Source organism: Mucilaginibacter galii (genome assembly GCF_014635825.1).
Taxonomy (GTDB): Bacteria; Bacteroidota; Bacteroidia; order Sphingobacteriales; family Sphingobacteriaceae; genus Mucilaginibacter; species Mucilaginibacter galii.
Genome location: NZ_BMDO01000002.1, coordinates 187,784 through 203,038, shown reverse-complemented (window position 1 = coordinate 203,038; position 15,255 = coordinate 187,784). Strand labels below are relative to the sequence as shown.

Sequence of the window (15,255 nt, the reverse complement as noted above, 5' to 3'; positions counted from 1 at the left end):
ATTCTCACGATCAAAAAGCGTTACAAAAGGCCAATATTGAATTAAATTTTTTGATGAACACAAAAAAGCCTGAAGATTTTAAAAATCCTCGGGCTTTTTTATAGTATTTAAAAAGAATAATTATGGGATATCCCAAAAAGTTCTTGCATCTAACCCAGCTTTTTGTTTAGCGCTGGTATTTGCATCGATCTCAGATTGCGGATAATATAAGCTGCGTGGCAATGTTGGTACAAGTGCATTGCTTGGAACCGACAAGGCGGGGAAGCCTGTTCTTCTATAGTCTGTCCATGGTTCAACAATTTGCCCGTAACTGGCAACATACTTTTCGGTAATAACTTGTTCAATTTGTTGAGCAGGTGTACCAGCCAATACTCCATTAGCCGCCAAGTAAGTAGTAATACCTGTTGCTGTAACTCCGGCATCGGTTAATGAAGCAGTAATACCAGCAGTATAATATGCCTGGGCGGTACCGGGTGCTGTAGCTCCTCTTAATACCGCTTCGGCCATAATGAAATTATACTCTGCAAAGGTAAGCATGCGCACAGGACCGGCACCAACAACACCTGTTAAGTAAGTTCCGATATGCGAGTAAATAGCCGCATTACTGGGCGCACCGCCCACCGCACCAATATAATTACCGCCTATGGCAGTGAAGTATGTTGGCCTTCTTGGATCCGCCTTACTGTTCATTAAGTTAACTAACTTAGCATTAGCTACTAAATAATTTGCTCTTGAGCCAGTTTCAAACTGATAAATTGGGTTACGGGCACCTGCAGTTGTAAAAAAGTTCATTAAGAAGCTATCTGTATTACTTGTCATGAACTGTGCACCGCTTGCCACTAAAGCATTTATTTGAGTAGTGGAAAACGAAGGATTCACCTTACTATAATGCAGGTAAATTCTCAGCTTTAAGGTATTAGCAAATTTTATCCAGTTTAAACGACTGCCGGTGTTGGTAGCGTTTACAAAAGTACCCGGATAAATAGTCGAATTAGTTCCAGGAGACAAGGCAGATGTTGCGGCATTGATATCAGTAATACCTTTATCTATTAATTTTATTAAATCAGTATAAATTGCAGCGTCATCGTCATAAGCCGGGTTTAAATTACCAACCGTTTTATCTGCTTGGCTGTACGGAATATCACCCCAGATATCTACCATATTTTGATACGTGTAAGCTTTCAATATTTCGGCCACACCGGCATAATGAGGGCTTAAAGGCGCGGTGTTTGCTTTAGCTATAATAACATCAAGATCATTAATAGTAGTGGCATAAAAGGATGACCACATATTATTAACATCTGTTGGCGAAATCAGGTACTGCTCATATTGCTGAGTTTGATTTAAAGCACCCGTGCTCTGACCAGAAAAGTGCTGAATAAGCAAAGCCGTATAACGTGAGGCGTCACTACCGGCCATAAAACCAATATTTACAGTGGCCGAACTTAAAATTTGAGCTATAGGCGCATTTTCAGGTGTGCCTATAATGTTGTTTGGATCGGTATTTACGTCCAAATATTTCTTACAAGAACTACTGAACAACAGTGTTGCCGCCAAAAGTGCTATTGATATGTATTTATATTTTTTCATTGTTTGATAGCTTATTAAAGTGTTACTTTCAAATTAATACCAATAGTTCTGGTGTTAGGTAACGAGTTAAATTCGAGGCCTTGAGCATTTGAAATACCCAGTGCATTTTGCTCAGGATCAAAGTGTGGATAATTAGGTGCTCTCAAAAATAAGTTCCTTCCGTAAACGCCGAAACTGGCTCTGCCAAACGGAGTTTTAGCTAAGTACTTTTTTGGAACATCATAACTCAAACCAGCTTCACGCACCCTAAACCATGAAGTATCGTAAATATAACCGGTAGCGGCAATGTACTTACCATTATTTCCCCAATAATCTTGCGCACTAACCGCAGTAGTGTTAGGCTGACCGGCAACCTGGCCGGCTGCAAGCGCTACGCCCGAAGCATACACACCAGGGAAAACATAAGGCTTAGCTACAGTAACACCATCTGCCTGGAAGCGCGAAAATTCAGCTGTCTCAATAGCAACGCCATTACGCTGCACATCGGCTATATTTCTTGAGTATTGCTGACCACCTTTTCTGATATCTAACAGGAAAGAAAAGTTTATGCCTTTGTAATTGATATTGTTAGTAATACCCATGGTCCATTTAGGGTTAGGATTACCAATATTAACAACGTTAGCAGTTGGTTGAGGCAAACCGTTGGCAAAAATCAAAATGTTACCACTTGCATCGCGCTGATAATCGGCACCATAGATCTGGCCGTATTCCTGACCGGCAACCAAGCGTATATTAGGTGTGGTGAAACCACCCAATGTAATCAATGACACACCCGGCGCCAGGGCATCAACAGTTGATTTAAAACTGGTAAAGTTTACGCTTATGTTATAGAAACCATTTCTGGTTTTAATGGGCGTACCACCAATTAATAACTCAACACCTTTTGTTGATAATTTACCCGCATTTTGAACCAAACCCGTTACACCTGATGATGGCGAAACAGGAACACTTAAAATAACGTTAGTGGTTTTTTTCTGATACACCGAACCATCAATGGTTAAGCGATTTCCAAAAAACGCCATTTCAGTACCTAACTCATATTCCAAGGTAAACTCAGGTTTCAAATTAGGATTTCCGGCACCATCACTTAACTCATAACCAGCCAATGAACCATTGAACGGAAAGGTGATACTTGGGCCAAACCCATCTGAAGAGCCTGCACGCACATAATAATTATCGGTGTTATAAGCGCCCGGGCTTTTACCTACACGGCCAATGGCACCACGCAACTTAATTAAGTTTACATTTTTGCTTTTAATAGAAGGAAAAGCATCAGACAATACAAAGCTTGAAGCTACGGCAGGATAAAAAATAGACCTGTTTGCCGGCAGCAAAGTTGACGACCAATCATTTCTTGCTTTTAAATTTAACGTTAAATACCTCTTATAATCCAAAGCAAAATCGGCGTAAACACCAATTAGGCGGGTTAACGTACGGCTATAAGTTGGCTGATAAGTGATGGTATTTTTAAGGTTATTAAAGTTAGGCACCACCAATGTATAGCCAATTACCTGTGATGAATTGCTACTATTTTGATTTATTTCGTTACCAATAGTTCCAACCACATTAAAATCGCCAAATTTGCGAGTAGCAGTTAGTGTAAAGTACTCCTGAAGGTTGCGTACATTGGTTTGATTTTCAATTATACCACCAATACCGGTTCCAGTCGACCCTGTAAAACCACCACCACGATTACCTATATCATCATAACCCGTGCTTTTTGAGTTATAATAATCAGTACCCACTCTTAAATCGGCAACTAACCAATTAGCAAGATCATAGGTGGCGTTCACACTACCAAATAAGCGGTTAATTTGATCGCTGTAGGTGTTGTGCTTAATTGACCAGTAAGGATTATCTTCACCTCCAAAAAATTGTTGGTTACCTAAAGCATCTTCAAAAGGTAAGTTTGTGAGATCATAAGAACGCGGGGTAAAATAGGCCCTGAAAAGAGGGTTAGAAAGTTGGTTACCCTGCAAGGTTCTTCTTGATTGGTTATTTACGTAGCTAAAGGTAGTACCTAAACGCAGCTTAGGCGTAATTTCACTACGGGCATTTACACTTAAATTGTTTCTTTTTAAAGTGTTGTTATCTATAACATAAGTTTCATAATCATTACCGTAAGACACGCGATAGGTGGTTTTGTCGCCACCACCTGTAAGGCTAATATTGTTTTGCAATGAAGTTGCTGTTTTAAATATATCCTTTACGTTATCAGGATATGCCTGCAGTGTGGTAGCCTGACCAAAAGCATTGGTAATTGGCCGTCCGTCAATAATTGGCCCCCATGAGGTACTTAAACCACTACCCGCTGTAGTGCCGCCAACACTAAGTACACCATTACTACCCTGAGCATATTGGTTTTGATATTTAGGCAAACGATTTACTACGCCTGCCCCATAAGACGAGGTAAATTCGATGTGGCTTTTTTCGTTTTTATTACCTTTTTTGGTGGTAATTTGAATAACCCCCGAAGCGGCACGAGATCCGTATAATACTGTAGCAGCAGCACCTTTAAGTACCGTGAGGCTTTCTATATCGTCTTCGTTTATATCTATGGCACGATTTGAGGAAGAAGCACCTGTTTGCAAGGCTTGCCCACCACCACCGTTATCTATAGGAATACCATCAACCACATAAAGAGGCTGATTGCTCCCTGTAAAGGTTGTAAAACCACGGATAATTACACTTGAACCAGTAAAAGCACCACCCGAGCCATTTACGGCAACACCGGCAACCTTGCCTGCAAGCGCATTGGTAACGTTGGTTGTTCGGCCGGTTTGTAATTGTTCGGCACTAATGGTTTGCGTACTATAGCCCAAACTCTTTTTGTCGCGCTGAATACCGAACGAGGTAGTAACAACTACTTCGTTCAAACTTTTGGCATTAACATCTAAAGCAACGCTTGCTGTATTACCACTTACAACCTGTTCTTTTGAAGTAAAACCGATATAGCTAAATACTAAGGTTACTGTTTCGCCCGAAACTTTAATGGAATACTTTCCGTCGCTGTTGGTTTGAGTACCTGTGGTTGATCCTTTTACCATTACACTTACACCAGGTAATGGAAGGCCGTCATCTTTCCCGGTTACGGTACCGGTTACGGTACGGGTTTGCGCATAGGCTTGGGTGCCTATAAGTAGCAAAACCCACAAAAATCTTTGTAGAGTTTTTTTCATCAGTTAATAGTTTAATTCGGCATTAAATTATAACAAACCTATTACAAATCAAAATATTTAAAATTAAATAGGTGTTTTTTGATATTTTTTTCGAAAAATAACTTTAAAAGAAAATGAATTTTAATTAAAATCATCTTATAGATGATTAAATCTTCCATAAAGCAACTTATAATATTGATTTTCACCAATATTTATAAAATTTGAAGTTTATTTACATCAAAGTATACTTTACTAAGATCAAATCCCATAATATTTATTCAATGATTATAAAATCCCCATCTTCGTTACAAAAACAGCACTAACTAAAGGAGCCACTACTTGCTTACCTCCTAAAAAAGTATAACCGATTACTTCATCCCGCAGAAAACACCATTCGTCGGACTTATCTATTATAATGAGGCAAATTTTGTCAGCTTTGTAACACGATGGGAGCAGAATATAAATACTTTAGCGATTCGTATTTCAGGGTAAGCCGCCGCAATGCCTTTATAGGGGTTATTGTAGGCGTTATCATTAGCGCGTTGCGTTCAGTATTTAGTGAACGCTTTGTGAGCGCTAAAACGTTACTGCTTAGCATCCTTTTCAGCGTATTAATTACGCTGAGTATTACCAACAGTGTTTTTTTATACGAGCGGTTTTTACGGCCTCAAAAAACTACGTTGTGGCAATTTGTGCTTGTGTATTACGGCTGCAATTTTATAGGTATGCTTGTTGGGGTTGAACTGTCTTACATTATAGTAGCGCTCATTTTTCATACGCCCTATGTGCCCATGAGCCATGTGGGCGATTACAAATTCACTTCTCTTATTGTGCTAATTGCGGGTACGGTGATCTATTTCTACAATGCGCAAAGGGAAACCATGAGAGCACGCCTGAAAGAAAAGGAACTCGACCTTACCAAAATAATGCAGCTAAAAACTCAGGCCGAACTGCAAACCCTCCAGTCTAAAATAAACCCGCATTTTTTATACAACTCGCTTAACTCCATAGCCAGCCTTATACATGAAGATGCCGACAAGGCCGAAGACATGACCCTGAAGCTTTCTAAACTATTTCGTTACAGCATTAACTCTCAGCAGGAAAATGTAGCCCGCGTGGCCGATGAAATGGAGATCGTAAATACTTATCTGGCTATAGAAACTGTGCGTTTTGGCGATCGCATTACTTTTACCTCAACCATTGACCCGGAACTACACAATCAGCGTATTCCGCGCTTTTTGATACAACCCCTGGTAGAAAATGCGCTTAAACACGGACTTAACAACACCACAGCCAACGGCATACTTGGCATTACCATACGCCGCCAGCACGACCGCCTTATTATTGAAGTGGCCGATAATGGCACTCCTTTTCCGCAGGAATTAAACATGGGTTACGGCATGCAGAGCACTTATGATAAATTGAACCTGCTTTGCGCCAATAACTATGAAATTCAACTCACCAACACCCCACACAAACACATTCACATAAGCCTACCGCTCAACATAACCGAAATTTAGCCAAAATCATGATCGCAAAAATTACCACTTTAGGTATAGCCTTTGTTCTATACTTAAGCACTGCTGTGCAAGCACAATCTGTTACCGGGTATTTAAACCAAAACAAGGCCGATGTCACCACCTCAATTAAAAAAGGCGGCATTCTCAACAAAGACTTCTTTAATCACCAGGTTTTTTTACTGGGCGAAATCCATGGCGTGCAAAAACCACAGGAAGTCGACCTTAACCTACTCGCCCTGCTTAATAAAGAAGCCAGCGTGCGCACCTATATAGCCGAGATTGATTTTGCCAAAGCGTACTTGTTAAATCAATACCTCAAAACCGACAACGAAAGCCTTATAGACACTGTTTTTGCCGATTGGGATAAGCAAAACGCACAATGGGCTAATAAAGAGTTTCAACAAAAGATCCGTAACATTCGTAAACTTAACCAAACCTTACCCGCCGGTAAAACCATAAGTTTTGTGGGGATAGACCAGGTTCATAACCCGGCTTTGGCTGCACGCTACTTTGACGAGATACTTACTAGCCACAATTTAAAGACATTGAAGCCCCGCTTTGAAAAACTTATTACCCTGTTACTCACCCCAAAAGCCGATAGCCTGGTAGCTAACGAGGCCCGTCAACTGCTTAACCAGCTCAATACCGAAAACAACCAGGGCTTTTACCGCCCAAGCTACAATCAGGTAGTGTTTGGATTAGAAGTTTGCGCAGCCATGACCACAAAAAGCCGCGAAAAAGTAATTTATAACAACTTTAAATACTTATACAAACAGCTTAACTGGAGTAAAGAAAAGGTTTACGGCTTTTGGGGATTCTTTCATGTATTGCAATCTAAAACCAACGGCGGTAAAGGGCAATCATTCACCAATGCTTTATTGAATGATGCCGATTTAAATTTGAAAGGTAAGATCGTATCTATGGCCTGCCTTTACAGCGGCAGTAAAATGATGATGCCTACTGCCAGCCTGCCCCAAATGTGGGCCGAAAAAGGCAAGCGTTATTCGGCAGTGAACCAGTTTAACAACGACGGACCTTTAATGAATGTAAGCAACCTTATACCGTTTAAGGAAGTTTGCCAGCCCAACACGGCTACGCTTTTTAAGCTGGATGGTGCCGATAGCCCGTTTTTAACCGAGAAAGCGGATATCAAATACAATGCATTTATGCCCAGAGACCAGCAAATAATGTTGAACGAGGACGGTAAGTTTATGGCCGACTACTTTCAATACCTTATATTGATCCGTAATTCTGAGGCAACCACTCCTATAAACAACTAAGCAGCTATGAAAACCTGGAAAACTGTAATTATAGATGATGAGCAACTGGCCCGCCAGCGCCTTAAACGCCTGCTTAAGCCTTTTGACGAATTTGAAATTATAGGCGAGGCAGCAAATGGTGCCGATGGACTGGAGCAAATAGAACTGCTTAAACCCGAGCTTATATTTTTAGATATTGAAATGCCGGTGCTCAACGGCTTTGAAATGTTGAGCCGCTTGCAGCATCAGCCCAAAGTGATTTTTACCACTGCATATGACCAGTATGCCATCAAAGCTTTTGAAGAAGACTCGATAGACTATTTGCTCAAACCTATTGAAACCGAGCGACTGGAAAAGACCGTGAAGAAGCTACACCTAACCATGCAGCAACCTGCCCCCTCACTGCCCATCGAAGCTTTGATGAAACAGCTGATGGTTAAAAAGGAGATCAAAACCCTCACCGTAAAAATTGGCGATAAAATATTGTTGATTAAGCTTGATGATATTATTTACATAGAGGCCGAAGATAAGTACGTGTTTTTACACACCGCCGATGGCAAAAAGCACCTAACCGATTTTACCATTTCGGGGCTTGAAGAAAAGTTACCCGAACGCTTTGCACGTATTCACCGCAGTACATTAATTAACACCGATTGTATTAAAGAAATAAGGCGTGGCTTTAACGGTGCGCTCGTTTTTATGATGAACAACGTGGCAGGCAGCAAACTTACCTCCAGCCGGTCGAACGGTGAGGTGTTAAGGGAACGGTTTGACATTTAAGCTTAACTTGAAATAGAAGTAAGAGCCGAGAACCAAGAATTGAGATGTGCATATATCTTGGCTCTTGCTTCTCGGCTCTTGGCTCTCCTCCATTTATAAGTTGTTAGTACTCTTCAGCTATAAAAAGATACGGCTCGTTAAACTTAAGTACGATAATACCATCAGCAACTGTTTGATATTGATGGTGTGCAATTTCTGCTAAACCTACAGTTTGAACACCTGCGCTTGCACTGAGCAGGGTAATGGTTTCGCCGGCCGGTTTCCACTTGCTGAAGCCGGAGCTAACGGTATAAATCTTTTGCGCTTCATGAAATATAACCAGATTAATTTGCGAGGCGTAGCTTTCGTAATCAGCCAGTTCCAGCTCGTCGGTTACAATGTTAACGGCAGGGTAACCTTCCTTGAGCAAATAATCGAAAGCCGCCTGTAAGGGTGTTTGATTACCGGGGCTAATGATCTTAACATCCGATTGCGTAATTTCATCTGCATCATTGGCAATAACATGGTCTATTTTAATGCCGTAAACAGTCAGCTGTTCGGCCACCGGGGCGGTAGCTATCAAGGTTGGACTCCATTCCAGCAGTTGGCCCAAATCTTCTTCCGTAAAATTATTTAACCCCAATACCAGTAAGGCAGGTTCCTGCTTTTCGCGAACTATATGGTGAGACGACATATTTTTGTGTGCTTGTTGCCCGGCATTTAACCGGCATATGCTAAGTTTGCAATACAAAAGCTAACCCGGCGGGCCAAATATAAGCATGAATAACAACGATACCCAACCCCAGTCTGCAGCACTGCTGGTACACACCTGCGACAGGTACCGTTTTTTATATCCCGGTTTCAGCTACTTTTTCAATAAGAACTGGGATTTTAAAGCTAACTGCAAATACTATTTTGCCACCGAAAAGGTTAATTTTACTCTTCCTCATTTCCAAAACATTCATTCTGGCAAAGGCGAATGGTCTGACCGTTTACGATATCTGCTGCAAGAGGTTATCACCGAAAAATACGTACTTTACTTTCAGGAAGATATGTGGCTGCAAAAACCAGTGAGCAGCAGTTTTATCAATGAACTCATCACATTAGCCCGGCAATTTGAATGGAAGCACGTTAAATTGGGCAGCGCCGATATTTATAAAACCCACCCTACACATTATTATATAGACGGATTTAATGTTACGGTGCTTGATAATGCCGCATCCGATTACCTGATGTCGCACCAGGTTACTTTGTGGGACAGGGAGTTTTTAATACAGCAACTACATAAAGGCGAACACCCGTGGCGTAACGAACGCCGCGGCACCAAACGCCTCAAAAAACTTGACCCCGAAATTTTCCATATCGACTATTTTGCCGAAAATGGACAAGTGCCGATCAATAATAATTTATCCGAGGCGGTGAGAAGTGAATATCATACTGTATCGGCCAATAGCATGTTGCAGGCCAATGTATTGCCCTATATAAAACAAATGCAAAGCGGTAACGCCGAAGAAAAAGATTACGCCGCACAACTCACAGCACATTACGAAAACAAGCTAACACACGACGGCTTACCTAAGCCCCATAAACAAGATATTTTTAAAAAGATCAAGAACCTGTTTAAATCATAATCAGGGAGTGCTTCCGGGCAGGGCTTGCGTTGCGAGCCTCATTCCTCGGTGATGCATTCAGGGCTTTACATTACATTTTATAACGCAGACAACTTGAAATGAATCCATTGTACGCCCTTCAGTGGCATCTTCAATTTGATGCATATTTAAATCAATGGAATAACTGCTATATTGTAAAAGCTTATTACTGATTAACCAAACGTAAACCATTAGATACCAATATGAAAGCTTGTTTATTGATCGTGCTATTTTCTATAACATCTCTAAATTTATTTGGTCAAACAAAAGATGCTGCTTTTGTAAATAAGTACAATATCAATAAATACATTGCAAGAAGTTTTAGATTTCCCGAACAAAGTACCAACCGGGGCCTGCAAACTATACTGTTGTTATCTTTTCGGGTAACTAAGAGTAGCCAAATTGATTCTGTCAAACTTATTGGCAATACAGGAGGCTTGGACAGCATAATGCTACAAGCATTCAAAAATGTAATTAACAGGAAAGACTTTATATGGAAAGCTGCAATGAAAAATGGAAACCATGTAGACAGTTATATTGTGATTCCTTTTAGTATATTGTTTGAAATAGGCGATCAACCAATAGAGGGAGAACTTTTAAAGGTTGAAGACTATCAGGGCAGCTACCATGCCATTATGGATTATCTTTACAGTATAAGAAACAAGTACCAGCTCTATCCAGAAATAATTATGCAGCATTATGGCTCGGTTCGGTAGCGGCTAATTCTTTAATCCTATAAATTCCGGTTTAAGACAAGCTCTTCCACCTTTTCCGCCGTTAAACTCAACCCTTCTGCAATAACCTGTGCCTGCTCATAAAAGCTTTCACGCTCTGCCAGTTTATCAGCAATAAAGGCAATTAACTCATCGCCGTGTTTATCGCGCAGTAAGGGGCGCTCTTCTTTGCCATGCGCTAACCGACTGGCCAGGATTTTAGGCGATAGCTTAATGTAAAAGGTAATACCATGCGCCTTCATCCAGTCCATATTATCAAAAAAGCAAGGCAAGCCACCACCGGTAGAAATTACGGCCTTTTCGCCGTAAGCGGTATTCTTTAGTATTTCAGCTTCGGCCAAGCGAAAAGCAGTTTCGCCAAAGCTGGAAAAGTACTCGGCTACGCTCATGCCGGCTTGTTCTTCCAGCAGGTGGTCCAGATCATAAAAGGTGTAGCCTAAGCGGGCAGCCAGTTTGCGACCTAAGGTGGTTTTGCCGCAGCCCATAAAGCCAATTAAGAAGATGCGGCTCATTTCTTTTTGACTAAAGCTTTTTTAACAAAAAAGGTCATCAGCAAAATAAACCCCTCGGCCACTACAGCAGGCACACAAATGATACTATACATGGGCTTACCCGGCCATCCCCCCCAGATCACCAGCGTGATAATGAACGAAATTACAAGCGACACCAACAGAATGAGGATCAAACGCGGTAGCGCCACCAGGTTTTTTAGTTGCAACCACTGTATGGCGCGGGCAATACACCACACCGGGAAACTCATGTAAGCAATGAGCATAAAAAGCTCGGGTAAGGTTATATTTTGGGCGGGCATATTAGTTCAATTTAACGCGGGGATCTATCCAAACGTAAATCATATCTACAAGGATATTGATCACTACAAATATAAAGGCAATAAAGAGGATAGAGCCAATAATAACCGGAAAGTCCGACATTTCAAGTGCATCTACCGTTACCTTACCCAGTCCGTTATAGCCAAACACGTATTCAACAAAAAAGGACCCGGCCAGCAGCGAGGCAAACCAGTTGGCAATGGCGGTAATAACAGGGTTTAAGGCATTTGGCAGCGCATGGCGGTAAATAATAGCATTAGGACTCAACCCTTTGGCCTTTGCGGTGCGGATATAATCTTGATTTAACACCTCCAGCATACTACTGCGGGTAAGCTGCACAATAATAGCCAGCGGACGCAAACCCAGCGTTACGGCTGGCAATATCACGTTGCTCCAGGTCATTACTTCACCCTTGAAAGGGTCGTAACTATATAGGCTACCCGTCATATTTAAACCGGTGTACCGACTTAGCACAAAACCAAACAGCCAGGCAATTAAAATACCGGCAAAAAATGACGGTGCCGAAATCCCTAATACCGAAAACCCAACAGCCAAACGATCTATCCAGGTATTTTGATGCACAGCGCTCAGTACCCCTAAAAAAATACCAATCACAATAGCCATTAACATAGCAAACGTTGCAAGTATGAGTGTATTGGGAATTACCTCTAACAGTAAAGCGGCTACCTCTTTATGCGTTTGGTAAGAGCGGCGCAGGTAAGGCCATTTTAGGCAGATAGCCTGGGTAGCCGAAACCGGAAGTAACTGTACATAATGATAGCGCTCCTGCTCCTCGGCAGTACGCGCGTGCAGACCAATGGGCGAAAGATCGTTGAGGTAATAAGCGAACTGTACAGGCAAAGATTTATCCAAGCCAAATTCTTTGCGCACGGCTTCTAACGACTGTACATCGGCGCGTTGCCCTTGCGTCATGCGGGCAGGGTCAACCGGTAAAATATTGAACAGGAAAAATACCACCACCACAATACCCAGCATAACAGCCAGGCTATATCCAATTTTGCGGAGGAGGTAGTTTAGCATTTTACTATTGTTTTTGCAGGTATTGTTTCACCAGGGCATCATAATCGGGCATGTTATGGTAATGCCATTTGTTAATCACCGTGCCGTTCTTCAACAGCATCACACCTGGATTGGCACGTACCATAGTTTTCAACGGCACCCCATCGGCATGAAAGATCTCAAAAGCCAAATGATGTTGCTTACTGAATGCAGCGGCATCTGTTGGCGACGCTGAGGTAATCATCACCGTGCGGATATTATAATTTTGCGTAAGGTTAATGGCCAGTGCGTTTAAACGCCCCAAAGCCGCTTCGTTGGTTTTATTGAGATCATAAGCTACTACCCAAATGCTATAAAAGGGGTTAGCCAGCAGTTCTTTGGTATAATCGTTTCCTTGCGAATCGTTGATACCCAAATCCCTGATCTTGGGTTCAAAACCTTTCTTGATCAGCCTGCGTTCCGGGTCGCCTTTAATTTCCCAGTTGGTGTCTTTCCAGATCCCGGTTTTCAGGTACTCTTTATCGCTCATACTTTTAGTAGCACCGGTTGCTTTGTTCTTCAGCTGATAGGTGAGTTCATACTCGTCAGGTACGGCACCCGGCGGCGTACTCATTTCTTTAGGGATGTTGTTGCCAACTTTATAAGGTAAAAAATCGAGCACTGGTAAAAAGTTGTAGGTATACAAACCTACGCCTAAAGAAATTACTACAGCCGCAACCAACCAGCGAATTTCGGCCGTGGGGCTAACCAGCGGGCGTATTTGTTTACGGTTAAAAAACAGAACTAAAACCAGTGCCAGCAGCACCATGTCTTTCCCGAAAGATTCCCAGGGCGTAAGCGGAATAGCATCGCCAAAACAGCCGCAGGTTTGCACTACTTTAAAAAAAGCAGAGTAAAAGGTAAGAAAGCCAAAGAAAATGATTAACAACAGCAGTCCCCAGGTAATGGCGTTAATGCGGATGCCAATGAGCAGGGCAAAGCCCAGGATCATCTCCAGCGCACATAAAATGATGGACAGACTCAGCGCCAAATCGTTCAAAAAAGTAACATGAAAAACCTCGAAGTACTCTTCCAACTTGTAGGAAAAGCCCAGTGGGTCATTAGCTTTGATCAGTCCCGAAAAAATGAACAACAGGGCAACCGCTATGCGGCAAAACCAGATCAGCGCTAAAGCTTCTCCTCCTAAAGGAGAAGCAGACGAATTTTTATGTTGTATTTTTATATCCAATGGTAGAAATTTAAGCGTTTCAAAATCTCCCTTTAGTGGGTGGGGGTACTTGGCTGGGCGCTCAACTTTATCAAGGCAAACACCGCATAATTCAGCATGTCCTGGTAGTTGGCCTTTACACCTTCCGAGGCCAGGGTTTCGCCCTCGTTGTCTTCAATTTGTTTTACGCGCAACAACTTCATTAAAATCAAATCAGTTAATGAACTGATGCGCATATCGCGCCAGGCCTCGCCGTAATCATGATTTTTATCCATCATGAGGTTATACGTTTCCTTGGCATATTTATCAAACAGTTCGGCCACCTGCTCTACGGGTAATTCCAGGGGCGTTTCGGGTCCGCAGTCTAATTGCATCATGGCAATCAGGCAATAATTTACAATACCAATGTACTCGCCGGTAATATCGTCGCCCACTTTCGATACCTTTTTTTCTTCGAGCGTGCGGATGCGCTGCGCCTTAATAAAGATTTGATCGGTGATGGACGATGGCCTGAGTATACGCCAGGCCGTGCCGTAATCGCGTGTTTTTTTGATGAACAGCGATTTACAGGTATTTATTACAGACTCGTATTCAAGTGTGGTATTGGTCAAAACGGTAGATTTTATTTTTTGTGCGATATTTGTGCAGCACGGGCATTTAAAGCGCCCGTAAGTAAATGGCTAAAGATACAGTTTTTCGCAAAAAGGCAACCATTAACGTACGCGGTCGCTTAATGGATTTAAGCACTCCGCAGGTAATGGGCATTATTAATGTAACGCCCGACTCCTTTTTTGCCGGCAGCCGCAAACCTGCCGTAGCCGATGCTTTGCAGCAAGCCGGCCAAATGCTGGCCGATGGTGCAACCATGCTTGATCTGGGTGCCTATTCATCGCGACCGGGCGCTACTGATATTTCTATGGAGGAAGAAACGGACCGTTTACTGCCCGTGGTTGAAGCTATTGTAAAAGCTCATCCCGAAGCTGTACTTTCTATAGATACCTTTCGCTCCAGGGTAGCCGAAGCTGCCGTTAAAGCCGGTGCCCATATCATTAACGATATTGGCGGCGGCGAACTGGATGCCGATATGTTTGCCACCATTGCTCGCCTGCAAGTGCCCTATATTTTAATGCACATGAAAGGCACTCCGCAAACCATGGTAAAGCAGACGCAATACCAGGATGTATCTGCCGAGGTGTTTGATCATTTGGTAGAGCGCTCAGAACAATTACGTAGCATGGGCGTACATGATGTAATACTTGACCCCGGCTTTGGCTTTGCCAAAACTGCCGAACAGAGTTATACACTAATGAACCGCTTGCAAGAGTTTGAGCGCTTGCATCTGCCTGTATTAGTTGGCGTATCGCGCAAGCGAATGATCTATGGTTTGTTGGGCACAAGCGCTGCCGAAGCCTTGAACGGAACAACGGTAATAAACACGATAGCGTTAACTAAAGGAGCCAATATTTTACGTGTTCACGATGTTAAGGAAGCGGTAGAAACTGTTAAGCTATGGAGCGTATGCAATTAAA

General features: G+C 42.4%; 14 protein-coding genes. 6 read left to right on the top strand and 8 right to left on the bottom strand.

Translation table 11 applies throughout. The features are described from left to right. Nucleotides 1-120: 120 nt before the first annotated feature. On the bottom strand, nucleotides 121-1,590 hold the full coding sequence (locus IEV61_RS06030) for a SusD/RagB family nutrient-binding outer membrane lipoprotein (protein ID WP_188414746.1): 1,470 nt from the start codon (nucleotides 1,588-1,590) through the stop codon (nucleotides 121-123). Nucleotides 1,591-1,604: 14 nt separating this feature from the next. After that, complete coding sequence (locus IEV61_RS06025) at nucleotides 1,605-4,769, bottom strand: SusC/RagA family TonB-linked outer membrane protein (protein ID WP_188414744.1); 3,165 nt, start codon at nucleotides 4,767-4,769, stop codon at nucleotides 1,605-1,607. Between the two features lie 425 nt (nucleotides 4,770-5,194). Between IEV61_RS06025 and IEV61_RS06020 the strand changes: the two genes are divergently transcribed. The 3 genes from IEV61_RS06020 to IEV61_RS06010 are packed head-to-tail and all read left to right on the top strand — an operon-like array spanning nucleotide 5,195 to nucleotide 8,307. Further along, the gene (locus tag IEV61_RS06020) at nucleotides 5,195-6,268 is read left to right on the top strand and encodes a sensor histidine kinase (RefSeq protein WP_188414743.1); all 1,074 of its coding nucleotides are present in this window, start codon (nucleotides 5,195-5,197) and stop codon (nucleotides 6,266-6,268) included. An 8-nt stretch (nucleotides 6,269-6,276) separates the two neighbouring features. Next, nucleotides 6,277-7,548 (top strand): erythromycin esterase family protein, encoded by a 1,272-nt coding sequence (locus IEV61_RS06015; protein WP_188414741.1) that lies wholly within the window; start codon nucleotides 6,277-6,279, stop codon nucleotides 7,546-7,548. A gap of 6 nt (nucleotides 7,549-7,554) precedes the next feature. Beyond that, on the top strand, nucleotides 7,555-8,307 hold the full coding sequence (locus IEV61_RS06010) for a LytR/AlgR family response regulator transcription factor (protein WP_188414739.1): 753 nt from the start codon (nucleotides 7,555-7,557) through the stop codon (nucleotides 8,305-8,307). Nucleotides 8,308-8,410: 103 nt separating this feature from the next. Here IEV61_RS06010 and IEV61_RS06005 read toward each other — a convergent pair whose 3' ends face one another. Beyond that, complete coding sequence (locus IEV61_RS06005; RefSeq protein ID WP_188414737.1) at nucleotides 8,411-8,980, bottom strand: thiamine pyrophosphokinase; 570 nt, start codon at nucleotides 8,978-8,980, stop codon at nucleotides 8,411-8,413. Nucleotides 8,981-9,065: 85 nt separating this feature from the next. Between IEV61_RS06005 and IEV61_RS06000 the strand changes: the two genes are divergently transcribed. Further along, a complete protein-coding gene (locus IEV61_RS06000; RefSeq protein WP_188414735.1) occupies nucleotides 9,066-9,917 on the top strand; it encodes a hypothetical protein in 852 nt (283 codons plus the stop codon). A 221-nt stretch (nucleotides 9,918-10,138) separates the two neighbouring features. Then, nucleotides 10,139-10,651, top strand: a complete 513-nt coding sequence (locus IEV61_RS05995) for an energy transducer TonB (RefSeq protein ID WP_188414732.1) — start codon at nucleotides 10,139-10,141, stop codon at nucleotides 10,649-10,651. 17 nt (nucleotides 10,652-10,668) lie between these two features. Here the strand turns inward: IEV61_RS05995 and IEV61_RS05990 are convergent, their stop codons facing one another. The 5 genes from IEV61_RS05990 to IEV61_RS05970 are packed head-to-tail and all read right to left on the bottom strand — an operon-like array spanning nucleotide 10,669 to nucleotide 14,337. Continuing rightward, nucleotides 10,669-11,181: a shikimate kinase gene (locus IEV61_RS05990; RefSeq protein WP_188414731.1), complete on the bottom strand. Its 513-nt coding sequence runs from the start codon at nucleotides 11,179-11,181 to the stop codon at nucleotides 10,669-10,671. Next, nucleotides 11,178-11,480 carry a hypothetical protein gene (locus IEV61_RS05985; RefSeq protein WP_188414729.1) on the bottom strand — a complete coding sequence of 101 codons (303 nt, stop codon included), beginning with the start codon at nucleotides 11,478-11,480 and terminating at the stop codon, nucleotides 11,178-11,180. Before IEV61_RS05985 ends, IEV61_RS05990 begins: the two co-directional genes overlap by 4 nt. 1 nt (nucleotide 11,481) lies before the next feature. Continuing rightward, complete coding sequence (locus IEV61_RS05980) at nucleotides 11,482-12,540, bottom strand: ABC transporter permease (protein ID WP_188414727.1); 1,059 nt, start codon at nucleotides 12,538-12,540, stop codon at nucleotides 11,482-11,484. Nucleotides 12,541-12,544: 4 nt separating this feature from the next. After that, nucleotides 12,545-13,747 carry a BT_3928 family protein gene (locus IEV61_RS05975; RefSeq protein ID WP_308472319.1) on the bottom strand — a complete coding sequence of 401 codons (1,203 nt, stop codon included), beginning with the start codon at nucleotides 13,745-13,747 and terminating at the stop codon, nucleotides 12,545-12,547. 32 nt (nucleotides 13,748-13,779) lie between these two features. Then, nucleotides 13,780-14,337 carry a DUF1599 domain-containing protein gene (locus IEV61_RS05970; protein ID WP_188414725.1) on the bottom strand — a complete coding sequence of 186 codons (558 nt, stop codon included), beginning with the start codon at nucleotides 14,335-14,337 and terminating at the stop codon, nucleotides 13,780-13,782. A 65-nt stretch (nucleotides 14,338-14,402) separates the two neighbouring features. Here IEV61_RS05970 and folP point away from each other — a divergent pair, with 65 nt between their 5' ends. Beyond that, nucleotides 14,403-15,254 carry a dihydropteroate synthase gene (folP, locus tag IEV61_RS05965; protein ID WP_188414723.1) on the top strand — a complete coding sequence of 284 codons (852 nt, stop codon included), beginning with the start codon at nucleotides 14,403-14,405 and terminating at the stop codon, nucleotides 15,252-15,254. The last annotated feature ends 1 nt before the right edge of the window (nucleotide 15,255 follow it).

Excerpts from the sequence above, each read along its gene's own strand:
- IEV61_RS06015 (WP_188414741.1), top strand. The coding sequence starts at position 6,277 with ATGATCGCAAAAATTACCACTTTAGGTATAGCCTTTGTTCTATACTTA.
- IEV61_RS06020 (WP_188414743.1), top strand. The coding sequence starts at position 5,195 with ATGGGAGCAGAATATAAATACTTTAGCGATTCGTATTTCAGGGTAAGC.
- IEV61_RS05995 (WP_188414732.1), top strand. The coding sequence starts at position 10,139 with ATGAAAGCTTGTTTATTGATCGTGCTATTTTCTATAACATCTCTAAAT.
- IEV61_RS05990 (WP_188414731.1), bottom strand. The coding sequence starts at position 11,181 with ATGAGCCGCATCTTCTTAATTGGCTTTATGGGCTGCGGCAAAACCACC.
- IEV61_RS05985 (WP_188414729.1), bottom strand. The coding sequence starts at position 11,480 with ATGCCCGCCCAAAATATAACCTTACCCGAGCTTTTTATGCTCATTGCT.
- IEV61_RS06025 (WP_188414744.1), bottom strand. The coding sequence starts at position 4,769 with ATGAAAAAAACTCTACAAAGATTTTTGTGGGTTTTGCTACTTATAGGC.
- IEV61_RS06005 (WP_188414737.1), bottom strand. The coding sequence starts at position 8,980 with ATGTCGTCTCACCATATAGTTCGCGAAAAGCAGGAACCTGCCTTACTG.
- IEV61_RS06000 (WP_188414735.1), top strand. The coding sequence starts at position 9,066 with ATGAATAACAACGATACCCAACCCCAGTCTGCAGCACTGCTGGTACAC.
- folP (WP_188414723.1), top strand. The coding sequence starts at position 14,403 with ATGGCTAAAGATACAGTTTTTCGCAAAAAGGCAACCATTAACGTACGC.
- IEV61_RS06030 (WP_188414746.1), bottom strand. The coding sequence starts at position 1,590 with ATGAAAAAATATAAATACATATCAATAGCACTTTTGGCGGCAACACTG.
- IEV61_RS05980 (WP_188414727.1), bottom strand. The coding sequence starts at position 12,540 with ATGCTAAACTACCTCCTCCGCAAAATTGGATATAGCCTGGCTGTTATG.
- IEV61_RS06010 (WP_188414739.1), top strand. The coding sequence starts at position 7,555 with ATGAAAACCTGGAAAACTGTAATTATAGATGATGAGCAACTGGCCCGC.